General features: G+C 41.2%; 17 protein-coding genes. 6 read left to right on the forward strand and 11 right to left on the reverse strand.

The features are described 5' to 3' along the window. Window positions 1–384 precede the first annotated feature (384 nt). Together DQW11_RS20490 and DQW11_RS20495 are read left to right on the forward strand one after the other, a co-directional pair. Window positions 385–1,731: a PhoH family protein gene (locus tag DQW11_RS20490; protein ID WP_113926001.1), complete on the forward strand. Its 1,347-nt coding sequence runs from the start codon at window positions 385–387 to the stop codon at window positions 1,729–1,731. A 293-nt stretch (window positions 1,732–2,024) separates the two neighbouring features. After that, the gene (locus DQW11_RS20495; protein ID WP_113926002.1) at window positions 2,025–2,381 is read left to right on the forward strand and encodes a hypothetical protein; all 357 of its coding nucleotides are present in this window, start codon (window positions 2,025–2,027) and stop codon (window positions 2,379–2,381) included. Window positions 2,382–2,453: 72 nt separating this feature from the next. Here the strand turns inward: DQW11_RS20495 and DQW11_RS20500 are convergent, their stop codons facing one another. From DQW11_RS20500 to DQW11_RS20530, 7 genes are all read right to left on the reverse strand, one after another. Further along, window positions 2,454–3,209, reverse strand: coding sequence for a LytR/AlgR family response regulator transcription factor (locus DQW11_RS20500; protein WP_113926003.1), 756 nt, complete (start codon window positions 3,207–3,209; stop codon window positions 2,454–2,456). A 144-nt stretch (window positions 3,210–3,353) separates the two neighbouring features. Continuing rightward, a complete protein-coding gene (locus DQW11_RS20505) occupies window positions 3,354–4,088 on the reverse strand; it encodes a LytR/AlgR family response regulator transcription factor (RefSeq protein WP_113926004.1) in 735 nt (244 codons plus the stop codon). Between the two features lie 12 nt (window positions 4,089–4,100). After that, entirely contained in the window at window positions 4,101–5,153 is a 1,053-nt protein-coding gene (locus tag DQW11_RS20510) for a sensor histidine kinase (protein WP_113926005.1), read from the reverse strand. A 93-nt stretch (window positions 5,154–5,246) separates the two neighbouring features. Continuing rightward, on the reverse strand, window positions 5,247–8,078 hold the full coding sequence (gene uvrA / locus DQW11_RS20515; protein WP_113926144.1) for an excinuclease ABC subunit UvrA: 2,832 nt from the start codon (window positions 8,076–8,078) through the stop codon (window positions 5,247–5,249). Window positions 8,079–8,242: 164 nt separating this feature from the next. Further along, window positions 8,243–10,072 carry a DUF748 domain-containing protein gene (locus DQW11_RS20520; RefSeq protein ID WP_113926006.1) on the reverse strand — a complete coding sequence of 610 codons (1,830 nt, stop codon included), beginning with the start codon at window positions 10,070–10,072 and terminating at the stop codon, window positions 8,243–8,245. A 67-nt stretch (window positions 10,073–10,139) separates the two neighbouring features. Continuing rightward, on the reverse strand, window positions 10,140–11,087 hold the full coding sequence (locus DQW11_RS20525) for a lytic transglycosylase domain-containing protein (protein ID WP_113926145.1): 948 nt from the start codon (window positions 11,085–11,087) through the stop codon (window positions 10,140–10,142). Window positions 11,088–11,089: 2 nt separating this feature from the next. Then, window positions 11,090–11,824, reverse strand: coding sequence for an LOG family protein (locus tag DQW11_RS20530; protein ID WP_113926007.1), 735 nt, complete (start codon window positions 11,822–11,824; stop codon window positions 11,090–11,092). 185 nt (window positions 11,825–12,009) lie between these two features. Between DQW11_RS20530 and DQW11_RS20535 the strand changes: the two genes are divergently transcribed. From DQW11_RS20535 to DQW11_RS20550, 4 genes are all read left to right on the forward strand, one after another. Continuing rightward, on the forward strand, window positions 12,010–12,621 hold the full coding sequence (locus DQW11_RS20535; RefSeq protein ID WP_113926008.1) for a YkgJ family cysteine cluster protein: 612 nt from the start codon (window positions 12,010–12,012) through the stop codon (window positions 12,619–12,621). A gap of 66 nt (window positions 12,622–12,687) precedes the next feature. Further along, window positions 12,688–13,047 carry a phage holin family protein gene (locus tag DQW11_RS20540; protein WP_113926009.1) on the forward strand — a complete coding sequence of 120 codons (360 nt, stop codon included), beginning with the start codon at window positions 12,688–12,690 and terminating at the stop codon, window positions 13,045–13,047. Continuing rightward, complete coding sequence (locus DQW11_RS20545) at window positions 13,037–13,411, forward strand: hypothetical protein (protein ID WP_113926010.1); 375 nt, start codon at window positions 13,037–13,039, stop codon at window positions 13,409–13,411. The genes DQW11_RS20540 and DQW11_RS20545 overlap by 11 nt, the downstream gene beginning before the upstream one ends. After that, a complete protein-coding gene (locus DQW11_RS20550; RefSeq protein WP_113926011.1) occupies window positions 13,401–14,165 on the forward strand; it encodes a geranylgeranylglyceryl/heptaprenylglyceryl phosphate synthase in 765 nt (254 codons plus the stop codon). Before DQW11_RS20545 ends, DQW11_RS20550 begins: the two co-directional genes overlap by 11 nt. A 34-nt stretch (window positions 14,166–14,199) precedes the next feature. Here DQW11_RS20550 and DQW11_RS20555 read toward each other — a convergent pair whose 3' ends face one another. The 4 genes from DQW11_RS20555 to aspS form a co-directional block, all read right to left on the reverse strand. Further along, entirely contained in the window at window positions 14,200–15,228 is a 1,029-nt protein-coding gene (locus DQW11_RS20555; RefSeq protein ID WP_113926012.1) for a phenylalanine--tRNA ligase subunit alpha, read from the reverse strand. A gap of 217 nt (window positions 15,229–15,445) precedes the next feature. Next, complete coding sequence (locus DQW11_RS20560) at window positions 15,446–18,334, reverse strand: outer membrane beta-barrel protein (RefSeq protein WP_113926013.1); 2,889 nt, start codon at window positions 18,332–18,334, stop codon at window positions 15,446–15,448. 191 nt (window positions 18,335–18,525) lie between these two features. Further along, window positions 18,526–19,167, reverse strand: coding sequence for a putative polyvalent protein kinase domain-containing protein (locus DQW11_RS20565; protein ID WP_198669939.1), 642 nt, complete (start codon window positions 19,165–19,167; stop codon window positions 18,526–18,528). A gap of 144 nt (window positions 19,168–19,311) precedes the next feature. Further along, on the reverse strand, window positions 19,312–21,072 hold the full coding sequence (gene aspS, locus DQW11_RS20570) for an aspartate--tRNA ligase (RefSeq protein WP_113926014.1): 1,761 nt from the start codon (window positions 21,070–21,072) through the stop codon (window positions 19,312–19,314). Between the last annotated feature and the right edge of the window lie 286 nt (window positions 21,073–21,358).

Consider the following 21,358-nt stretch of genomic DNA (forward strand, 5'->3'; position numbering starts at 1 on the left):
CCCCCAACCCCCCAACATCAATATATTCCGGTGGTCGATCCCGATAATTATCGCGGACGAGACCATTCTGAAAGTAATCCCTTACTAATAAGAAAGCATATAAACACATTAATTGATATTCATCCCTTAATGGAGGTTTTGAAAAAGCTTTCTAATTGAGTTTTTATTCAGATTATGGGTAAAAACCAATAGGGTTTTTTGGATGGGAGGACAGCATGAATAGTCATATTATCTTTTGCACTGTTCTACAAACTTTTCCCCCTGAAAATCAACAGTCTAAGATTTTCCTTTTTGTTAACAATCTTATTTTCTATTGATACAATGGTAATCTATTTTTTATTTCTCTATCTTTTTACTAACAAAAACCTAGTAAATTATTAACCTATGCCTAGAGCTAAATCCGATAAAGACCGCAAAATCTTTGTGTTGGATACTTCGGTGATCCTATACGCACACAACTCGATCATGAACTTTGCGGAGCATGATGTGGTCATCCCGATTACTGTATTGGAGGAGCTCGATCAGTTCAAAAAGGGAAATGATACCAAAAACTATGAGGCCCGTGAATTTATCAGGCTGCTCGACGGGTTAGCCAAAGATAACATGATCCACAATTGGACTCCACTAAATGGGAAGACCAAAGGGTATTTTCGGGTATTGATGAATCCCGATAATAATATCAATGCAAACCTGATTTTTGGTGAAGAAAAAAACGACCACAAAATCCTGAATGCCGCGCTTCATTGCCAACAAATGGAGAAGGGCAGGAAGGTTATCCTTGTCAGCAAAGACATCAACCTCCGGCTCAAAGCAAAGTCCCTTGACATCCATGCGGAAGATTACGAAACCGGTAAAATCAAAAACCTCTCAGAACTTGAAAATACCGGAAAATATTACCTTGAGGGCATAGAACCGGATATTATCAACAGGCTGTATGAAAATCATTCCGTCGAGGCCAAGCATGTTTTGGGAAATAAAAAAAGAAAAGCCAATGCTTTCTATATCCTCAAAAGCGAGAAAAACTCGGTGTTGGCCTACTACAATTCCGATGATAACATGCTCGAAAGGGTAGATAAGAAACTCGCATATAACATCAAGCCAAAAAATGCCGAGCAGGCTTTTGCTTTGCATGCCATCCTGAATCCAAGGATCAAACTTGTCTCCATCCAAGGTGTGGCGGGAACGGGAAAAACGCTTTTGGCGCTAGCCGGGGCATTGGAGCAAAGAAGGGATTATAAGCAGATTTTCCTGGCAAGACCCATTGTCCCTTTGAGCAATAAGGATATCGGCTACCTTCCGGGAGACATCAAATCCAAGCTGAATCCTTACATGGAGCCCCTTTGGGACAACCTGAAGTTTATCCAAAACCAATTCAAGGAGTCCGATAAAGAATTCCAAAAAATCACAGAATTGGTAAATCAGGAGAAATTGGTCATCCAACCTTTGGCTTATATCCGGGGAAGGTCACTTTCCAATATTTTCTTTATCGTGGATGAAGCACAAAACCTCACACCACATGAAATAAAGACAATTATCAGCCGGGCGGGTGAAAATACCAAGATCATTTTCACGGGAGATATCTTCCAGATTGACACCCCTTATCTCGATAGTCAGAGCAATGGTTTATCTTATTTGATAGATCGGGTAAAAGACCATCCATTATATGCCCATATCAAGTTAGAAAAGGGAGAAAGATCGGAATTAGCGAATTTGGCAAATGATCTTCTGTAATCAATAATGAATTTTTGATAAACCGATAGAATATTTCGAATTCTATCGGTTTTTTTATTTTTTTACTGTTTTTATGCAACCAAATTTTATTCTTTTTGTGTTATCCAATTGTATCGGAAAAGAAAATCATGTGTTCGCTCGCGTACACCTTAATTTTGCTTCAACATATACAAAATATTGATTTTCAATATATTATAAAATTGGGATCAGAATTTGGCATAGAGCTAATACCTGTAGCAATGAACACAGGAAAAGAAAACAAACCTTACACAGTACAATAAAAATTAAAGAAAATGAAACCAACTATTTTAACTCAAAAAACAGTTTGTGCCTTTTTAGGATTAATGATGGCATTGACAATCTTGTGGGCCGCAAAGGCTGAGGCGAAAGTTGAGCAAATCAACGAGGTAATCCCAATGGAATATAACCTGGGATTGGGAGAAGTTCAGGAGAATGTTATCCAAGAATTTGAATTGGATCTTTCTGATCTGAAAGAGCTTCCAACCATCACCATTATCAATAAATATGGTGAGGTAGTCGCGGAATTTTATGGAGAAAGAGAAGAAATAAAGAAAAAATTTAAAGAATCTTTTGAAAAAGGGCTATTTGTGACAGCTTCAGGAAGCCACGAATTTTACCTTGAAAGATAGTTTAGTTGATTGTTTGGTTTTTTGAAAAAAAAAAGGTGAGTCATGCTCACCTTTTTTCTTTTTCCTGAAAAATTAACTTTCAGTAATTGTATTCAGTTTAGCAAGGAAGCTGTTGTAATATTGTCTTCCTACTTGTACCACAGCACCCATTTTCAGGTTGATGTCTTTGGTGTTGAAGCTTTCAATTTGTGCAAGCTGCACAATAAATGACTTTTGGACCCTCAGGAAAAGATGAGGCGGAAGCTTTTCTTCCATATCCTTCATTGATTTTCTGATGGTAAAATTCCGTGCTTTGGTGTATATGGTAACCATATTTCCATTGGCTTCCACATAATAGATTTCCTCATAGGGAACTCTTTCATAAGCATTGTCTGCCTTGATAAATACAGCATCTGCCACGAGGTAAGGGCTTTCGTCCTTGGTTCTTACAGTGACAGCCTCAGCTGCAGGCTTTGTCCTTTTATTATAAAGAACAATTTCTACAATGGCATGGATGTCATTGGTGTTGAACGGTTTTACGATAAAGCCTGCAGGATTGATTCTTTTGGCCCTTTCAATGATGGTAGGATCACTGTAAGAAGTCACATAAACCAAAGGGGCGTCCACCATCTGCTTGATGATTTCTCCCAATTCGATACCGTCTTTGTCTCCCTTGAGTTTGATATCCATAAATACCAAATCAGGTCTGTATTTTTTGACGACTTTAATGGCTTGGTTGGCGGAGTTTGCGATGTCAATGTTGACGTAACCTAAAAGTTCTAAAATCTCTTCAATGTTTTCGGCTATGTTTACATCATCTTCGACGATCAGAATTCTTTCCTCTTTCATATATTTTTTTCGGGAAATAATACGGTATAATTGTTATTAAATGGATTTTAATGTTGGTGAAAATAATATGAGTGACTATTTACAAATTATAGTTTTCACAATCAATATTTATTTCAAATTTCTCCAATAATCCATTCATCATTTTTATAAGCTCATCATATCCTTGAATCTTGCTGCCTGTCTTCTGCTGACCTCTATCCTGTCGCCGCCTTTGAGGGTGACTACCAATCCGCCGTTGAACCAAGGCTCTATCGCCTCTACCCAACTGAGGTTGATGATATGTTTTCTGCTTGCTCTGAAAAATGATTTTTCACTCAGTCTTTCATCCAAAGCATTGAGTGACTTGTGGATCATTGGCTTAAAATTATCAAAATAAACTTTGATGTAATTGCCGTCTGATTCAAAAAGCCTCACATTGGATAACTTTACAAACCAACACCGGTCCCCGTCCTTGACAAATACCTGGTCATCCAAGGTGAGTTTTCTCCCTGCAAAAGCACCTGCTTCTTCTGATTTGTCCTGGTTTTCATTCAATTTTTTCAATAAGCGCTCGATGGCTTCGCCTAATCGTTTTGGTTCGATGGGTTTCAATAGATAATCCAGGGCATTGACCTGAAATGCTTTGATCGCATATTCGTCGTATGCAGTGGTAAATATCACATGGGGAACGTTGTCTAATTCTTCCAATAAATCAAATCCTGTTTTTTCAGGCATCTGGATATCGAGAAAAACTACATCCGGGGCAAGTGTTTCGATTTTTTCTTTGGCATCATCCACGTTATTGGCTTCGCCGACTATCTCAACTTGGTCATATTGGGAAAGCAAGTTGATCAGTTCTTTCCTTGCCAGTCTTTCGTCGTCTATTACAAGTGCTCTCATCTTATTGAATTTTTAACCTAATGTAGGGTTTTGTTTTGGAATTTTTATTTCGGTAATTACAAAATCACTCTCTGAATTGAATATCTTAAACGAGGCCCTGTCACCGTAAATCAGCTTCAACCGCTGCACGGTATTGTTGATGCCATGGCCTTCTCTTTCTTTTTTTCTGCCTACTCCGTTATTTTTTAGTTGGCCGCTGTTTTTGACTTGGATGATCAAGTCATCGGTTATTCCCTCTTTGCAATTGATCTCGACCAAGCCACCTTTGACCCTGTTTGAAATCCCGTGTTTGATTGCGTTTTCGACGATCGTCTGCAACATCATGGGAGGGATTTTATAATCAAAGGCCGAAGGTTCGATATTGTATTTGACCTGAAGTCTTTCTTCAAACCTGATGGTCTCCAAGTTTAGGTAATCCTTTACAGTATTGATTTCATTTTCAAAGTCGATGGTCCGCTTTTTATCCATCATGAGTGAAAACCTCAGAATATTGGAAAGTTGGGTAATGGCTAGTTTTGCTTTGGCCGGATCTTCGTCCACCAATGCCCTTACACTATTCAAGGCATTGAATATAAAATGAGGATTCAGCTGGCTTTTGAGATGGTTGAGCTGTATTTCGTTGATTTTTGCCTGGTATTTCAGTGATTGGTTATAGCTATCCAGAAAATGGAAAAGGAAATACACCATGCTCCAAAGCGAATAGAAAAGAAAACTGACAAAGATATTTCCCGAAATCAATATCAACCTGAATTCAGTTTCCGGATTGAGTGTCCCAAATACCCAGCTAATGATGATCTGCGCAATGGTATTCAATATACTCAACAAGCCCAATGTGAGGAGGGTATTGGAAAGTAACTTGGGGAATTCGAAATTGAGCCAACCGTATTTTTTGATCGCGTACCGGAAAGCATGCGTTGACAAAAAGTAAAACGCTGCCAGGGAAGAGTATGCACCTATCTGTACAGGAGTGATTCTCCGGTCCAAAGACACAAAGAAAAGGTTGATCAAAGCATATCCTGACCAACCCAAAATCTGAAATAACCAATATAATCTCGTCCTATTCATGGCCTTAGATCAAATATAGACATGACCGCTTTATGCATTCATTGTTTTTTATTGATAGGTAAAATCAAGGCCTTTGGAGGTCATATGCTTCTATCAGTTCAATTCTTCCCTCAGAAATTTTGCTGTGAAGCTCTTATTATTCTGTGCGATTTTTTCGGGAGTTCCTTCAGCGATGATGTTCCCTCCTTTTTCACCCCCTTCCAAACCGATGTCTACCACGTAGTCTGCCATTTTGATGACATCCATGTTATGCTCAATGATGAGAACGGTATTCCCTTTTTCCACGAGCCTGTTCAATACCTCCAATAAATGTTCGATGTCTTGAAAATGAAGTCCCGTCGTAGGCTCATCCAAGATGTAGAATGTCTTCCCGGTATCTTTTTTGGATAGCTCTGTAGCCAACTTGACCCGCTGGGCTTCTCCTCCGGAAAGTGTGGTCGCATGTTGACCCAAGGTAATGTATCCAAGTCCGACGTCATTGAGTGTCTGGATTCGTCTCAGGATTTTTGGCTGGTTTTCAAAAAATTCCACGGCCAGCTCCACGGTCATGTCGAGAACGTCCGAGATGGATTTTCCTTTGAATCTTACTTCCAGAGTTTCCCTGTTATAACGCTTGCCTTTACATGTTTCACAGGGGATATGGACGTCAGGCAGGAAGTCCATTTCAATCAGCTTCATGCCTGCACCTTCGCAATCTTCGCATCTTCCTCCTTTGACATTGAAGCTGAACCTTCCGGGCTTGTATCCCCTGATTTTGGACTCGGGCAGTTCTGTAAATAAGGTTCTGATATCAGAAAAAACTCCTGTATAAGTGGCAGGATTGGATCTCGGCGTCCTGCCTATCGGAGATTGGTCTACTTCTATGACTTTGTCAAGGTGCTTCAGTCCATCGACTGAATCGTATGCCAAGGGTTCCTTTTTTGAATTGTAAAAATGTTGGTTCAATATCGGGAACAAGGTCTCATGGATCAAAGAACTTTTTCCGCTACCCGAAACTCCCGTGATACAGGCCATGGTTCCCAAAGGAATTTTGAGCGTTACATTTTTAAGGTTATTGCCTTTGGCACCTTTCAGTTCCAGAAAGTTGCCGCTACCCTTTCTTCTTTCAGAAGGCACTTTGATGGATAGCTCACCGGTGAGGTATTTACCCGTAACGCTTCTTATTTTCAAAAACTCATCCGGTGTACCTGCTGCTACGATTTGACCGCCATGCCTCCCTGCACCTGGCCCGATGTCCACCACATAGTCTGAAAGCAGCATCATGTCTTTGTCATGCTCCACGACGAGGACAGAGTTGCCCAAATCACGGAGGTCCTGAAGTGCCTTGATCAATTTGACATTGTCTCTTTGGTGAAGCCCGATGCTCGGTTCATCCAAAATATACAAAACCCCTACCAATTGGGTGCCGATCTGTGTGGCAAGGCGGATACGCTGTGCCTCTCCCCCTGAAAGGGTTTTCAAAGGCCTGTTTAATGAAAGGTAATCCAGGCCAATATCCAAAAGGAATCCGATTCTCTTCCTGATTTCTTTCAAAACCTCCTTGCCGATTATCTGTTGCCTTTCCGACATCCTGCTTTCCAATCCATCAAACCAACTCCCCAAAGCGGTGATATCCATCATGGAAAGCTCGCCGATGTGCTTTTCATCAATCTTGAAATGAAGGGCTTCTTTCTTTAGCCTGTACCCGTTACAGTCAGGGCAGGTTTTGGAAGTAGTAAATTCGTTTACCCAATCCAATATTTTCTCGGTCCCGCCTTCTTGTTGCTTTTGAAGGAAGTTTACAATTCCTTCAAAGGTGGTATTCCATTCCGTACCGGGATATTTGACCGATTCTACAGCCACCTCGATTTTGTCCCCATAGAGCAAAGTATCTATGACTTCCTCGGGAAGGTTTTCTATCGGTGTGGTAATGCTGCATTTGTAATGCTTCAGGATGGCTTCCACTTTTTTGAAAATCCAGACATCCCGGTATTCCCCCAAGGGGGCGATTCCTCCCCTGCTGATGCTCAGGCTCCGGTCAGGAATGATATTCTCAATGGTAATTTCTTCGATGACCCCCAGGCCATTGCAGGTAGGGCATGCCCCATAAGGACTGTTGAAGGAAAAGCTGTTTGGGGCAGGTTCATCGTAGGACAATCCTGTGACGGGATCCATCAAGAACTTGGAAAAATGGTGGATGTCTCCTTTTTCATCCCGGAGCATGATGACGCCTTTGCCATGTTGAAGTCCGGTTTTTAGGGATTGGCTGATGCGGAATCTGTCTTCTTCCTCTGCGACAATCCTGTCTATGACGATTTCGATATCATGGATTTTGTACCGGTCTACCTGCATCTTTGGCACCACATCCATGACCACTCCGTCTACACGGACTTTGGAAAAACCCATTTTTCGGATCTGTTCAAAAAGTTCTCGGTAATGTCCTTTTCGACCTTTTACAATAGGGGCGAGGATGTACAGTTTTTGGTTTTTGAATTTGTCAAACAACTGCTCGATGATCTGGTCTTCGGTCTGACGAATCATTTTCTGTCCAGTCAGGTAGGAATATGCTTCTCCTGCCCTGGCATAAAGCAGTCTCATAAAATCATAAATCTCAGTGACAGTGCCTACTGTTGACCTTGGGTTTTTGGAAGTTGTCTTTTGTTCGATTGAAATGACCGGGGACAGGCCGTTGATTTTATCCACATCAGGTCTCTCCATGCCACCCAGGAAAGAACGGGCATAAGCTGAGAAGCTTTCCATATACCGCCTTTGCCCCTCCGCATAGATGGTATCAAAGGCAAGTGAACTTTTGCCACTCCCACTCAATCCCGTGATCACTACCAATTTATTCCTCGGAATATTGATGTCGATGTTTTTCAGGTTGTGTTCCCGTGCTCCAAAAATTTCGATAAATTCTTCTTTTTTCTCTACTGACAGTTCTGACATGGAGGGATTTTGCATTTTATTCCAGCTCGCAAAAGTACGAATTAATGGGGGGGATTCCCAGTTGAATCCCATCATAAAAACCTTAATAAAGGATTAAGGTTTATTAAAAAATATTGGTATCAGGATTTTGTTTTGGAAGTACGGAATGGGCCAATTTTTTTGGATCAGTTTGTCAGGGTGCTGTCTTTTTTCGCTGCTTTTTTCTCTTCCCTGTTGTTTTTTCTTTCCTGCTTTTTTTCTTGTCTTTCAAGTTTTTTTGAGGCTTTAGGATCCTTCTTTTTTTGTGTTGAATTATTTGCAGTCGCAGCGGAAGTGCTCTGTGAAGATTTTTGCTCCAAGGCTTTCTTCTTCATTTCTTCCATGCTTTCGCCTGTTATGGTGGATTTTATGCCAGAGAAAATCAACTTCCACCAGTAAGCAAACATGGATTTGTGGGTTTCCCTGATGAAGTACACGTTCCCTTTTTGGACTTCTCCTTTTTTGTTGGGATTGTTGGATTTGATGACAATTCTATTGGCTAAATAAGCTCCGATCTTTCTAAGCACCTTTTCATCGGCCTCATAATTCTTGTTCAGCAGCTCCACTTCAAGATTTTCATACCTGATGATGAGCTCTCCCGAACCATCATAGTCATTGGCAAGGATATTAAAATCCAGCCTGTTGATGGTTCCTGATTTCAGGCCTACTTTTGCCTCAGGTTCTATCATGGTATTGAGAGAACTGAGTTTGATTTTTCCGAGTGTTCCCTTCAAAGTAAATCTGCCATCAGGTTTTTCCAGGTCGAACTTGACATTTGCCGTGAGGGGACCTTCACCCATCAGCTTGGCAGAAAGATCCATTTCAAGCATCCTGTTTTTTCCTCTCCGTTCTATAAAATTGGAGACGTTTGTAATGTGGGCATCGATATCCGAAAAATACAAAAAGGCGGATCGGGGCGCAGCATTGTCCGGTCTTTCTTCGATTTTTATGTAAGAATCATTGATGAATAGATGCTCAATATGGATGATCTGCTTGAGGTTTTCCATGGTTTGATGAATCATTTGAGGCCTTTTTTTGAGGTCCTCTTTTTTCCTTTTGTCCACAAAAAGCTCCAAATGTAGACCGTTGGCAGTAAGTGTATCAATTTCCACAATGCCGTTTTTGAAGTAATTTCCAAAATTGACTCCGGCCAGTTCCATTTTTGTCTTGCTGATGTCAATCCAACTTTGACGGTCAGGAAAAAGTGCTGTGTAGGCATATCGGTCCATTTTATTGTGGAGGCCTATATAGCCAAAGGTCATTTTTTTTGTTTTGGTGTCAAAAACAATGTCCTCGACCAGTGTGGACTGGCGGAACTTGTCAAAATGGAATTGCGCTTTTTCTATGCTGCCATGGATCATTTCCACTTCAAAAAGTGACTTGGGGTTCTCAATGTCCTCTTTTGTCAACCTGAATTCCTTGGCATTGACATCCATGTTTACAAGTGAAATCCTCACGGAGTCATACACATTGTTTTTTATTTCCACCGAAAAATCATTCAACTTGAAGTTTTTGACTTTAATCAAGTCATAGTCTTTTCCGGTTTTTTTCTTTGGTTTTCTAGGTTCGGCAAAAAGTGAATCCCAAGGAGGAGTAGAGGAAATGATTTTGATATTGTCCAATAATGCCGAATCTACGGTAATCGTATTTCGGAATAAAAAGGGGAACCACTTGAAACCTGTCAAGTCCACATGGTCCACTGTAAGGTTGACCGCAATCATGTCTTTTCCCAGGCTTTCGGATGGAGTGACGCGGATATTTTTTATTTTGAGATAAGTGCCCGAATAGTCGTAATTGACCAGGATCTCCCCAAAAGTAACTTCATGTTCTCCAAAGCTGCTCGTTCGGGTAATCATATTGGAGATCAGCCGGTCGGCATTGCTGTTGAGGTATTTATTAACTACCGTAGGAATGCTTTTAAAAGCAAAAAAACCAATGACGATCAGGGCCAAAAAAGCAATCAAAAGTTTTTTCATATCCGGTAAATAATCTGAGTTAAGTTATTGAAAAAATAGCAATCAATACGCTTGTTACTTCAAAAAATCAATTGATCGGTAACTTAATGATATAATCCTGGTTTTTTTCGATTTTGAGTTTTTGCGACCGGAGCCAGGGGTTATGGATTTTCAAATCTTTATAAGTGCTGTTATGTTGGATAGCCCAATTGGCCAAGCTATTTATAGATTGGGTTACTTTCAATTCCCGCAAAAGCGGTAGCTTATACTTGTCTTTTTCCGTCAGTTCAAATCCATATTTCCCCGGATTTTCAAAGATTTCTTTGAAGGCCAAGATCCTGAAAAGATACCTGCTTGTCTCTTCCACGAGGTAGAGGTTGTAATAATTGCTTTGGTTTTGTTCTTCCTTTCTTTTTCTGATTCCGGTGATTCCGATATTGTAGCTTGCAGCGACAGAAGTCCAGTTTCCAAATTTGCTGTAGGCAGACTTCAGGTATTTGCAGGCTACCAAAGTTGATTTTTCGAGGTGGTATCTTTCATCCACATCATCACTCACTTCCAGTTTGTAATCTTTGGCAGTTCCGGGCATGATCTGCCAAAACCCCCTCGCGCCGGCTTGGGAAGCCACATTCATCAACCCCGATTCGGTCATGGCAAGGTATTTGAAATCATCGGGGACCCCTTGTTCCTGCAGGATTTTTTCAATAGTCGGCAGGTATTTATCGGCTCTTTTCATCAGGAGGATCATATTGGACTGCCAATAAACATTGACGTAAATCTCCCTTTCAAACCGTTCCAAAACGTCTGCTTGTTCCATTGGAACAGGTTCATCAGCGAAAGTCAGTTTTTTGGGAATTTCAAAGATCCTGGCTTTTGCCTCGGGAATGCTGATCCTAAACTGCTCTCCTTCAGCCGACCGGACAAGTACTTCCTCGGTATTTGGATTTTCTGGTTTTTTTCCAAACTGCAGAAAAAGATTCCAGGCCAGAAGTCCTCCAATCAGCGTGTAGATAATAAAAAGATGGTAGCGTCTCAAAATCAATAATTCGGGGTGAGTAAATATTTGCTGTAAAAATCATCGATGACTTTCACGGCTTCTGAAGCATCATCGACCAGATAAAATAAGTTGAGGTCTTCTTCACTGATGTACTTGTATTTTTCAAGCAGGGTATTTTTGATCCAATCTATAAGACCTTCCCAAAATGCCCTCCCTACCAGGACGATGGGAAACCTCCCTATTTTGATGGTTTGGATCAGGGTGAATGCCTCGAAAAGCTCATCCAATGTTCCAAACCCTCCAGGTAGTACGACAAATCCCTGTGAATATTTTGTAAACATGACTTTTCTGACAAAGAAATAATCAAACATGATCATTTTATCAGGATCTATGTAGATGTTTCCTTTGGCCTCAAAAGGAAGTTTGATGCATAGCCCGACAGACTTTCCGTTTTCAGAACTCGCACCTTTGTTGGCCGCTTCCATGATTCCGGGTCCGCCACCCGTGATCACACCATAGCCATGGCGTACGAGTTTAGCGGATATTTCTTCTGCCATGATATAGTATGGATTATCTGACGGAGTTCTCGCCGACCCGAATACTGATACGCAGGGACCTATTTTGGACAGTTTTTCAAAGCCTTCGACAAACTCAGCGATTACCTTAAAAATAGCCCATGAATCCGCGCTTTTTATTTCGTTCCAATCACGCTCTTTAAAGGCTTTTCGGATTTTTTCTTCTCTCTTTTCCTCAAAATTGTCAAATCTGCTGCTCATTACTTTTCATTAAAGTTGTTCCGCCCGGTTACCAAATTAGGCGATTAAATATAAGATTTAATGGATTGGAATAGAAAACAAGCTCCAATAATTGCATTAAACCCAAAACTCAGGAATGATTCGTTGAATGCTATTGTTTTGATACATAACTCTTTTTACTTTCGCAGGCTTTAAAAATCGGGAACATGAATCTTCAACAGAAGTCACAGGAAGTGAGAAAGGTATTTGAAGAATTGGATGCCCAAATCAAGGATTTTATCGATGCCAGTCAGATAGGCTGTATTTCGGGTTGCGGGTTTTGCTGCTCCAATCCAAAAGTAAGCGCTTCCGTTTTGGAGTTTTTGCCCTTGGCCTTCGATTTATTTGAAAAAGGAAAAGCTGAGAAGGCCTTGGAACTCTTGGAGTCCAAGAATGGGCAGGATTATTGTATCATTTATAAGGCAACCTCTACGGATGCTGCCATGGGATTTTGTTCTGATTATCAAAACAGAGGAATGATATGCAGGCTTTTTGGTTCCTCCGCACGTAAAAATAAGGAAGACAAAAAAGAGATCATTACCTGTAAGAAAATTAAAGAAGCCAAAAAAGAACAATACGAAGCTGCCTCCCTTGCTATAAATGAAGAGATGTCTGTTCCTTTGAGCAGCGACGCCTATTCGCGCCTGTACAACATTGACTTTCAGTTGACTTCCGATCAAATGCCGATCAACCAAGCTATCCAAAAGGCATTGGAGGCGGTTTTGAGATTCAAATATTATGAAGGAAGTGAGGCATCAGAATCAGCTGAAAGTTTCTGAAATGTACTTTTTAACGTATATTGTAAATAATTAAAAAATCTATTTGAGCTTCCAAAAATACCAATTATGCTGAATGTTTCTGAAATCATACAAACGATCAAGCAACTCATTGATGTGAGGGTGCAACTTGTCAAAGATGAAATCAACGAGCAGATTTCTACTTTCCTGGCCCGGTTATTTTTGCTGATAGTCATGGGTACTGTTTCGGTATTGGTGCTGTTTTTTGCAAGTTTTTCTTTTGCTTTTTACTTGAGCGACCTGATGCGTTCCCCTTTCAAAGGCTTTATGTATGTGGCCTTGATTTATGTACTTGTATTGGTTTTACTCTACTTCCTCAAAGACTCAAGGACACTCGTCAGGGGCTTTCAGGAGGTGATCAAGGCCTTTGTTTTCAGAGCAAAAAAGAGGATAGACAATGAAGAATGACTTGAGCCGAAAAGCTGAGGAACTTGAACAGACCCTCAAAATGCAATTGGACATTGCAAAAAAAGAATCTGAAGACTATATCAAAATCGGCGGGGCTGTCTTGGCGGGTGCTGTGGTGGCTTACGCGGCCTATAGGGTCTTAAGTAGCAAAAAGAACAAAAAGACAAAAAAGGTACTCGAAACCTTGGAAAGGGAAGGGCTTCTGGATGAAGAAATCAAAACCAAGCTTACCCAAAAAACCCAGCCAGGTTTTATGGAAAGGATAGGTGCTGCTCTCATTCCGATTGCGGTCAGTTATGGGAGAGACCAATTGATGAATAGGCTTAACGAACCGAAAATCAAATCTGGGGAGGATGCAAAATAAAGTAAGCCTGAAGCTCAGGGAATTGACAGATTCAGGCCGCAAAGGGCTTGCCTGGCTTATTGATCCAGACGATATCCATTCGCCATTGCTTTTTGAAGAACAAGTCAGAGAAGCGGTTGAGCTTAAAATAGATTTTTTCTTTTTGGGAGGCAGTCTGATCCAACAAAATACAGTTGGCGAAATCATCAGATTTATCAAAAGTATTACCGAGCAAATTCCTGTAGTGATTTTCCCTGGAAACTCCCTTCAGTTTTCACCTTTGGCAGATGCTATTCTTTTTCTTTCTCTGATTTCTGGTCGAAACCCGGATTTGCTGATCGGACAGCATGTAAGTGTGGCCCCGATTTTGGACAAAAGCCAAGTCGAAGTGCTTCCTACAGGCTATATGCTGGTGGATGGCGGGCAAACCACAAGTGTGCATTATATCAGCCAGACGATTCCGCTTCCAAACCACCATCCCGAATTGGCGGTGGCGACGGCATTGGCGGGGCATTTTTTAGGATTGCAATATTTTTATCTTGATGCAGGAAGTGGGGCGCCCCATCCGGTATCTTCTGAACTCATCAAGGCTGTGAAGAAAAAAATCAAATCCCCTCTGATGGTCGGTGGGGGGCTCAATTCTGTAGAAAAAATCCGGACAGCTTTCGAATCCGGTGCAGACCTTGTCGTTTTGGGCAATGGGGCAGGCAAAAACCTTCAGCTTGTCCGTGAAGCAGCAACTTACCTTGAATCTTTCAGAATATTATCCAATTAAAAAGCGCTCCCCGTTTTGTCGGAAAGCGCTTTTTCTAAAGCATTGGCCGGAATTGCCGGAGAAATCTCACATCATTTTCAGTAAATAACCGTAGGTCTTTGATCTGGTATTTGAGCATCGCGATGCGCTCTATTCCCATTCCGAAGGCAAAGCCAGTATATTTTTTGGAATCAATGCCACAATTTTCAAGAACATTGGGATCCACCATTCCCGAACCGCCGATTTCAACCCATCCTGACCCTTTGCAGACATTGCATCCTTTGCCACCGCAAATCAGGCAACTGATATCAATCTCCGCGCTTGGTTCGGTAAAAGGAAAGAAAGATGGTCTGAACCGTACTTTGGTTTCCTTGCCAAACATCTCTTTGGCAAAATGGTAAAGTGTGTTTTTCAAGTCAGCGAAACCCACATTTTCATCCACATATAATCCTTCCACCTGATGAAAAATACAGTGAGCGCGTGCAGAAATTGCCTCGTTCCTGTAAACCCTTCCCGGTGAAAGCGTCCTGATAGGTGGTTTTTGGTTTTCCATGACACGAACCTGAACGGAAGAAGTGTGTGTTCTTAAGGCCACGTCAGGATTTTTTTCCAAGAAAAATGTATCCTGCATTTCCCTGGCCGGATGGTTTTCGGGAAAATTCAACGCCGTAAAATTATGCCAATCGTCTTCTATCTCAGGTCCTTCAGAAAGGTTAAACCCGATTCTTTCGAATATCTCGATGATCCGCTGTCTGGTGGCTGTCAAAGGATGGATCCCGCCTGCAGCAATATTGGTGGCAGGTAAAGTCAGGTCCTGATCAAAGGACTTGGTTTGTTTCTTGACTTGGTTAACCTGATCGATCAGCTCCTGAAATTTCTCATCAGCCATTTGCTTGACTTCATTGACCAATTGCCCATATTCCTTTTTTTGTTCATTTGGAATATTTCTCATTTCGGCAAAAAGCTCCCCAACCACACTTTTCTTGCTGATGAATTTCATCCTGTAAGCCTCCAACTCCTCCTCGTTACCGGCTTCGGCTGCAGAGATGGCGGATTTGATGGCTTCTATTTTTTCCTGATGCATGTTTTGTTCAATTTTTCAGAGTCACAAATCTAAAACAAATGATGGGAAATGCACTTTTTTTGGAAGTCAAAATCCTGATTGATCATACTCTCATTATTTGTCTACTTTCCAACAAAAAAATATGCTTTTCAAAAAGTTGAAAAGCATTGGGAATTAACTGTGTTAACATAAAATATAAAAAAGAAAAAGAGGCTCTATTAAGGTCTCTTATTCTTTTTTACCAAGTCCTTCCGCCACCCGGCATTCCCGGCATACCTTGGTTAGGATTGGCGGCCTGAGGTTTGAAGTTCCCGATATTGTAAGAAAATGTAATCAAGCCATATCTAGTCAAGACCCTAGTGTACGTATCCTCAATAGCCACATCCGAAACCGTCCTGCCAATGGCATTGTTCTGGTTGAGTAAATCAAATACAGTCAATTTCAATTCTGCTTTGTTGTCTTTCATAAACCTGTATCCCGCTTCAATATTCCACAGCCAAACTGACTGATCCAAAGCCGGGGAAAGTCCCCTGTAGAGGGAATTGTTCACGACATTGGAGATGAATAATTTCCCATTGTTGGGAGAATAGTAGAACCTGAAATTGGAAGATTGGATGTAGTAATTCTGGTCCAAGGTGGATTGCAAGCTACTGTTGACGATGGTATAAATCCCCGTCGTAGAGACAGAGAAATCTAAGTCTTTGCTGATATTGCTCGTCAGGGTCAAACCTTGGCTCAAATCAATGTTGTCATTCGCGTTTTTTTGTCCATTGATCATCCCGGGGGTTCTGTTGTAAGAAACAGATGAATTCAGATTGAACTGTGACTTCCAGCTCTTAATAGGGGTGCCGTAGGTGACAAATAATCGGGACCTGAAGTTACCTGAAAAATTCTCCGGACGGCTGATCTGCCCGCCTGGTTTTAAGAGGACTTGGTTGTTGATCAAAGTGTCAGTCTGCGCCACAAAAGTATTCGTACCGATAAAGTCTTCTGTGAGGTTCAAAGAAAGGAAAGTGAAGAAGGTTTTTGATTTGGCTATGTTGATTTTGGAATAATTGATAAAGGCATTATGGCTGAAGGACTGACCAAGGTTAGGATTACCGACAGAAAGCTGCAAGGGGTTTTGGTTGTTGATGACATTTTGGAGCTGGTTCACATTTGGTTCTTGGGTGTTGGTCCTATACCTCAACCTGAAGGAAGTTCCTTTTTCCTGGTTTCTATAATTGGCGTTCAAGCCCGGAAGAAAATTGCTGAAGGAGCGGTTGAAAAGTTCTTCCCTCGGAAAGAAGCTTTCATTGTCCTGCACAGCATATTGGTAATCCAAATTGGCATTGATATTCCATGACTTGAGGTTATAGCTGTATCCGATACTTGGTCTTTGGACAATGAATTTGTTGTTGAACTGGTTACTCAAGGCGGTATCCAAAACCATAATGCCTGATTCCGGTATCAAGCTGAAGGTCTTTTGGTCAGAAGTGGTTTTGTTGTTGCCCACTTGGTAAGACATGGTCAATAGCGATTTTTCTGTGACCGGTTCCGTGAATTGGAGGGTTGCACGGTAATTGAAGCCATCGGAAAGCCCAAAAGTTTCCTGGTTGATGGTATCGCGGATATCTCTGATAAAATCCCTATTGGCAGCAATGAGGTCTGAAAGCTGGTCTCTTTTGGTCCAAGCAGTATAGACAGTGGTGGAAATTGTCCTGCCTTTCTTGTCAAACTTGTACCTGTAGACAAAATTGTTGGCAAGATTATAACCGTCAGTAGTGGCATCAGATTTTGTTCTGGAGCTACTCAAAGGATCAAAAGTTTCTGAAAGGTTGAGCCCATCACGGTCGTTGTATGTGGTATTGCTCTGGAAATTAAGGGAGGGAGTAATGATGATGGCATTTTTGGGATTGATATCATATTCTATCCTGCCATTGACTCGGTGGTTATTGTTTGTGATGGTATTGAGCAAGCTTTCCTCGTAAAATTGACTCGTTGTCTCAGACAAAATTGTTTCCCTATTGGTAAGTTTGAATAAATTGTTTTTGGTGGAATTGAAGAAATAGCTTCCTGTAAAATTGATTTTTTTGCCGAATTTATCACTGTAATTCAAACCCACACTGTTTGTGGTGATGATTCCCTGATCCTGGCCTACGAGGAAGTTGTTGTTTCCGCCACCCCAACCTTGACCCCCGGGACGACCTCCGCCGCCTCCGCCACCACCTCCACGGTTACCTCCACCCTGACTCGCACTGCTGACGCCCACAAGGTCTTGGGAAGAGAAGTTTTGTTGGTTGATGTTATTGAACAATCCAATAATAGAGATCCTTTTATTTCCTTTGAAGTAATTGAAATTGCCTCCCGCAGCATACCTGTCCTGTGTGCCGGCACCCGCGTACAACCTCCCAAATTGCCCTGTGTTTTTGTCTGGTCTGGTCACGATATTGATGGTCCGTGAATAATTGCCGTCATCAAATCCTGTAAGCCTCGACTGGTCTGACCTTTGGTCCAATATCTCCACTCGGTCAATGACATCTGCAGGTAGATTTCGCAAAGCCAGGAATGGATCACTCCCAAAAAATTCACGACCATCCACCAAGACTTTTTGTACCTGCTCGCCTTTGGCTTGGATTTCACCGTTTTGGATGGTGACTCCGGGAAGTTTTCTGACTAGTTCTTCTGCATCACCGTTTTCCCTTGTTTTGAATGCATTGGCATTGAAAGAAGTTGTGTCGCCTTTGGCCTCACCTACGACTACCTGTCCTTCGATCAATACCTCTTTGAGAAGTTTGCTGTCCTCTAGTAAGACCAAAGTACCCAAATCCAAACCGTCACCTCTGTTGTGGGTTTTGCTGATTTTGACGAATCCTAAAAATGTTACCTCGATCAGCACTGAAGGGATTCTTGGACGGCTGATTTCAAAAGTTCCGTCTACCCCGGTGACTGTATTGACTAAAACAGAATCTGTTATTGTCTTGATCACCACATTGGCACCGATCATCGGTTCTTTTGTAGCACCTTCGATAACTCGGCCCTTCAGGATGAGGTCCTGAGTTCTTCCTTCCGGTCTTTGGGCTTGGGAATCAAAGGAATAAGCAAAAAATAAGCAAATGAAAAATATTTTGAAAGTAGAAATCTTCATGGGGAATAGTTTTAAAATCTAAGCTTAGACATGGGAGTAAGTCAAAAAGTTTAAGCTGTTGATGGGTTAAATTGTGAGTGGAAAAAATTAATGTTAAATGGGGATTTGGTTCCTTTAGAATGGGATTTTTAAAGCAGGAGAAGTCAAAATTAATTCCTTCATACAGCAACCCGTTTTTGCCGATACCCAATTTATTTTTCAAACCAAAACCCTTCATCCAAATAAAAGACTGTATCGATAAAATATAGGATACCATTTCTGGTTAACACATTTTCATCATGCAAATCCTCCAAAATGATTCCCAATTTGGGATTAAAGTAATCGTTATTACGGGTACAAACAAAATCATTAGATTCCATAAAAATTTTTACCTTTTCTAAATCAGTATTTTCAGTGATTGAAACATATGACTGTCTGACAACTGCGTAAAGTCTTTGGCTTTCCTTGATAAATCCGATTAATTCATAAGCAGTATCCGGAAAGAAAAAATTATGGAGAAGTAAGTTGGTAAAGTATTCTTTCCAAGAACTGAAATAAATTCCGTCATTTAACTTTAGGACATATTCAGAATCTTGTAAAAATACCCTCTGTTCAGCACCCTGACTAACAAAACGGGAAAAATCAATCTCTGGAATCCAAAGGTCTTTTTCAAAAATAAACCTTTCTAGTTTTTCTGTTTCTTGTTCCCGGACGTGCTTTGGGATTTCAGTTTTTGGGCCTGAAGGCGTGCCATCTCCAAGGTAACTGGAGACTGTTTGGATAGTTGTTCCAAACCTAACTTGGCCCTTTCCTGAAATGATATGGTGAAGTTCATGCTTTATTGGGTTTTGCATTTTCACAAAGGTAGAAATATTGGACTTCAGAAAAAAGAAGGGATACTACTACAAAATCTTAGGTGCTTGTAATCGTATATAACCCTACTCCACAAATTACACTAAAAGAAAAATCCCGATCTTTCAACCGGGATTTTTCGAGTTTTATTTTTTCTCGGCCAAAGCGACTTTGATCGAGAGTTCTGTCAGCTGTTCATCAGATATGGTGCTTGGCGTGTCGATCATGACATCCCTTCCGGAGTTGTTTTTCGGGAAAGCGATATAATCCCGGATGGAATCAGATCCACCAAAAATGGCGCAAAGCCTGTCAAATCCAAAGGCAATCCCCCCGTGCGGAGGTGCTCCAAACTCAAATGCTTCCATCAAAAATCCAAATTGTTTCTGCGCTTCTGCATCCGAAAAACCAAGATGCTTGAACATCAGTTGCTGTGTCGACCTGTCATGGATTCGGATTGATCCGCCTCCGATTTCGACACCATTGATGACAAGGTCATAGGCATTTGCCCGCACAGAACCAGGATCAGTTTCCAAAAGCGGAATATCTTCTTTTTTTGGAGAAGTAAATGGATGGTGCATGGCATGGAATCTATTTGTCTCCTCATCCCATTCGAGCAATGGAAAGTCAACCACCCAAAGTGGCTTGAACACATTTCTATCTCTCAATCCGAGTTCTTCACCCATTTTCAACCTGAGTTCTGACATCTGTTTTCTTGTGGATTTTGCATCGCCACTTAAAACCAAAATCAAGTCTCCTGCCTCAGCACCCATCTTTTCGGCCCAAGCTTTCAGATTCTCATTGGAATAGAATTTATCTACAGTTGACTTGAAAGTTCCGTCTTCGTTGCATTTGGCATAAACCAATCCTTTGGCTCCGATCTGTGGTCTTTTGACCCAATTGGTTAATTCATCAAGTTGCTTTCTGGTGTATTCGCCTGCGCCTTTGGCACAGATTCCGACCACAAGCTCTGCCTGATCAAAAATGGAAAAACCTTTTCCCTGAGCAACGTCATTGAGTTCTACAAATTTCATATCAAACCTCAAATCCGGTTTGTCATTGCCATAACCACTCATTGCTTCCGCGTAGGTCATTCTTTTGACTTCTTCCAGTTTTACACCTTTCACATTTGCGAAAAGATGTTTTGTCAAGCCTTCAAAAGTATTCAGGATATCTTCCTGACTTACAAAAGACATTTCGCAGTCAATCTGTGTAAACTCAGGCTGTCTGTCTGCCCGCAAATCCTCGTCTCTGAAACATTTGACAATCTGAAAATACCTGTCAAAACCACTGACCATCAAGAGCTGCTTGAAAGTCTGAGGAGATTGTGGCAAAGCATAAAATTCTCCCGGATTGACTCGGCTTGGAACAACAAAATCCCTTGCACCTTCGGGAGTGGATTTGATCAAAACAGGAGTTTCCACTTCAATAAAATCCTGAGCATCCATATATTTCCTCGTCTCCTGCATCATGCGGTGGCGGAGTTGGAGTTTTTCCCTCACTACATTTCTGCGTAAGTCAAGGTATCGGTATTTCATTCTCAATTCATCGCCTCCGTCTGTTTCATCCTCGATGATAAAGGGTGGAACTTTGGATGGGTTCAAAATCTCGAGGGATTCCACCTTGATTTCAATATCCCCGGTACTCATTTTGTCATTTTTGGAAGTTCTTTCCAGAACAGTTCCTTTTGCCAATACCACAAATTCCCTTCCCAAGGAAGCGGCTTTTTCCAAAAGCGATTTGTCAGAAGATCCCTCTTCAAAAATCAGTTGGGTTACCCCATATCGGTCTCTTAAGTCTACCCATATCAAGCCTCCTTTATTCCTGACCCGCTGCACCCAACCCGAAAGGCTTACTTTTTGATGTACATCTTGTATCCTTAATTCTCCGCAAGTATGTGTTCTAAGCATGATAATGAATGGTATTTTTTGAAGTGGACAAAGATAAACAAAGCTTGGGGACAATTCTAAAATGAGGAAGAAGTTTGAAAAAACTTTTTATTTGGCAAAAAAACTGATGTTTGGTTGGATTTTCTACAATATCAGGGAGATGAAAAACAAAAAAATGTCAATTATATGAAATACCAAATTGTACTCCACGTTGAAGCTTTGGTACGGAATGTTAATTATGACGTGAAAAGTTGTAAATAATTTGGATTTTGAACCAAATTTAAATTTCTTTGGAATAATTGAATGT

Origin of the sequence: Cognataquiflexum aquatile (assembly GCF_003316845.1) — a bacterium.
In the GTDB taxonomy this organism is placed as follows: Bacteria; Bacteroidota; Bacteroidia; order Cytophagales; family Cyclobacteriaceae; genus Cognataquiflexum; species Cognataquiflexum aquatile.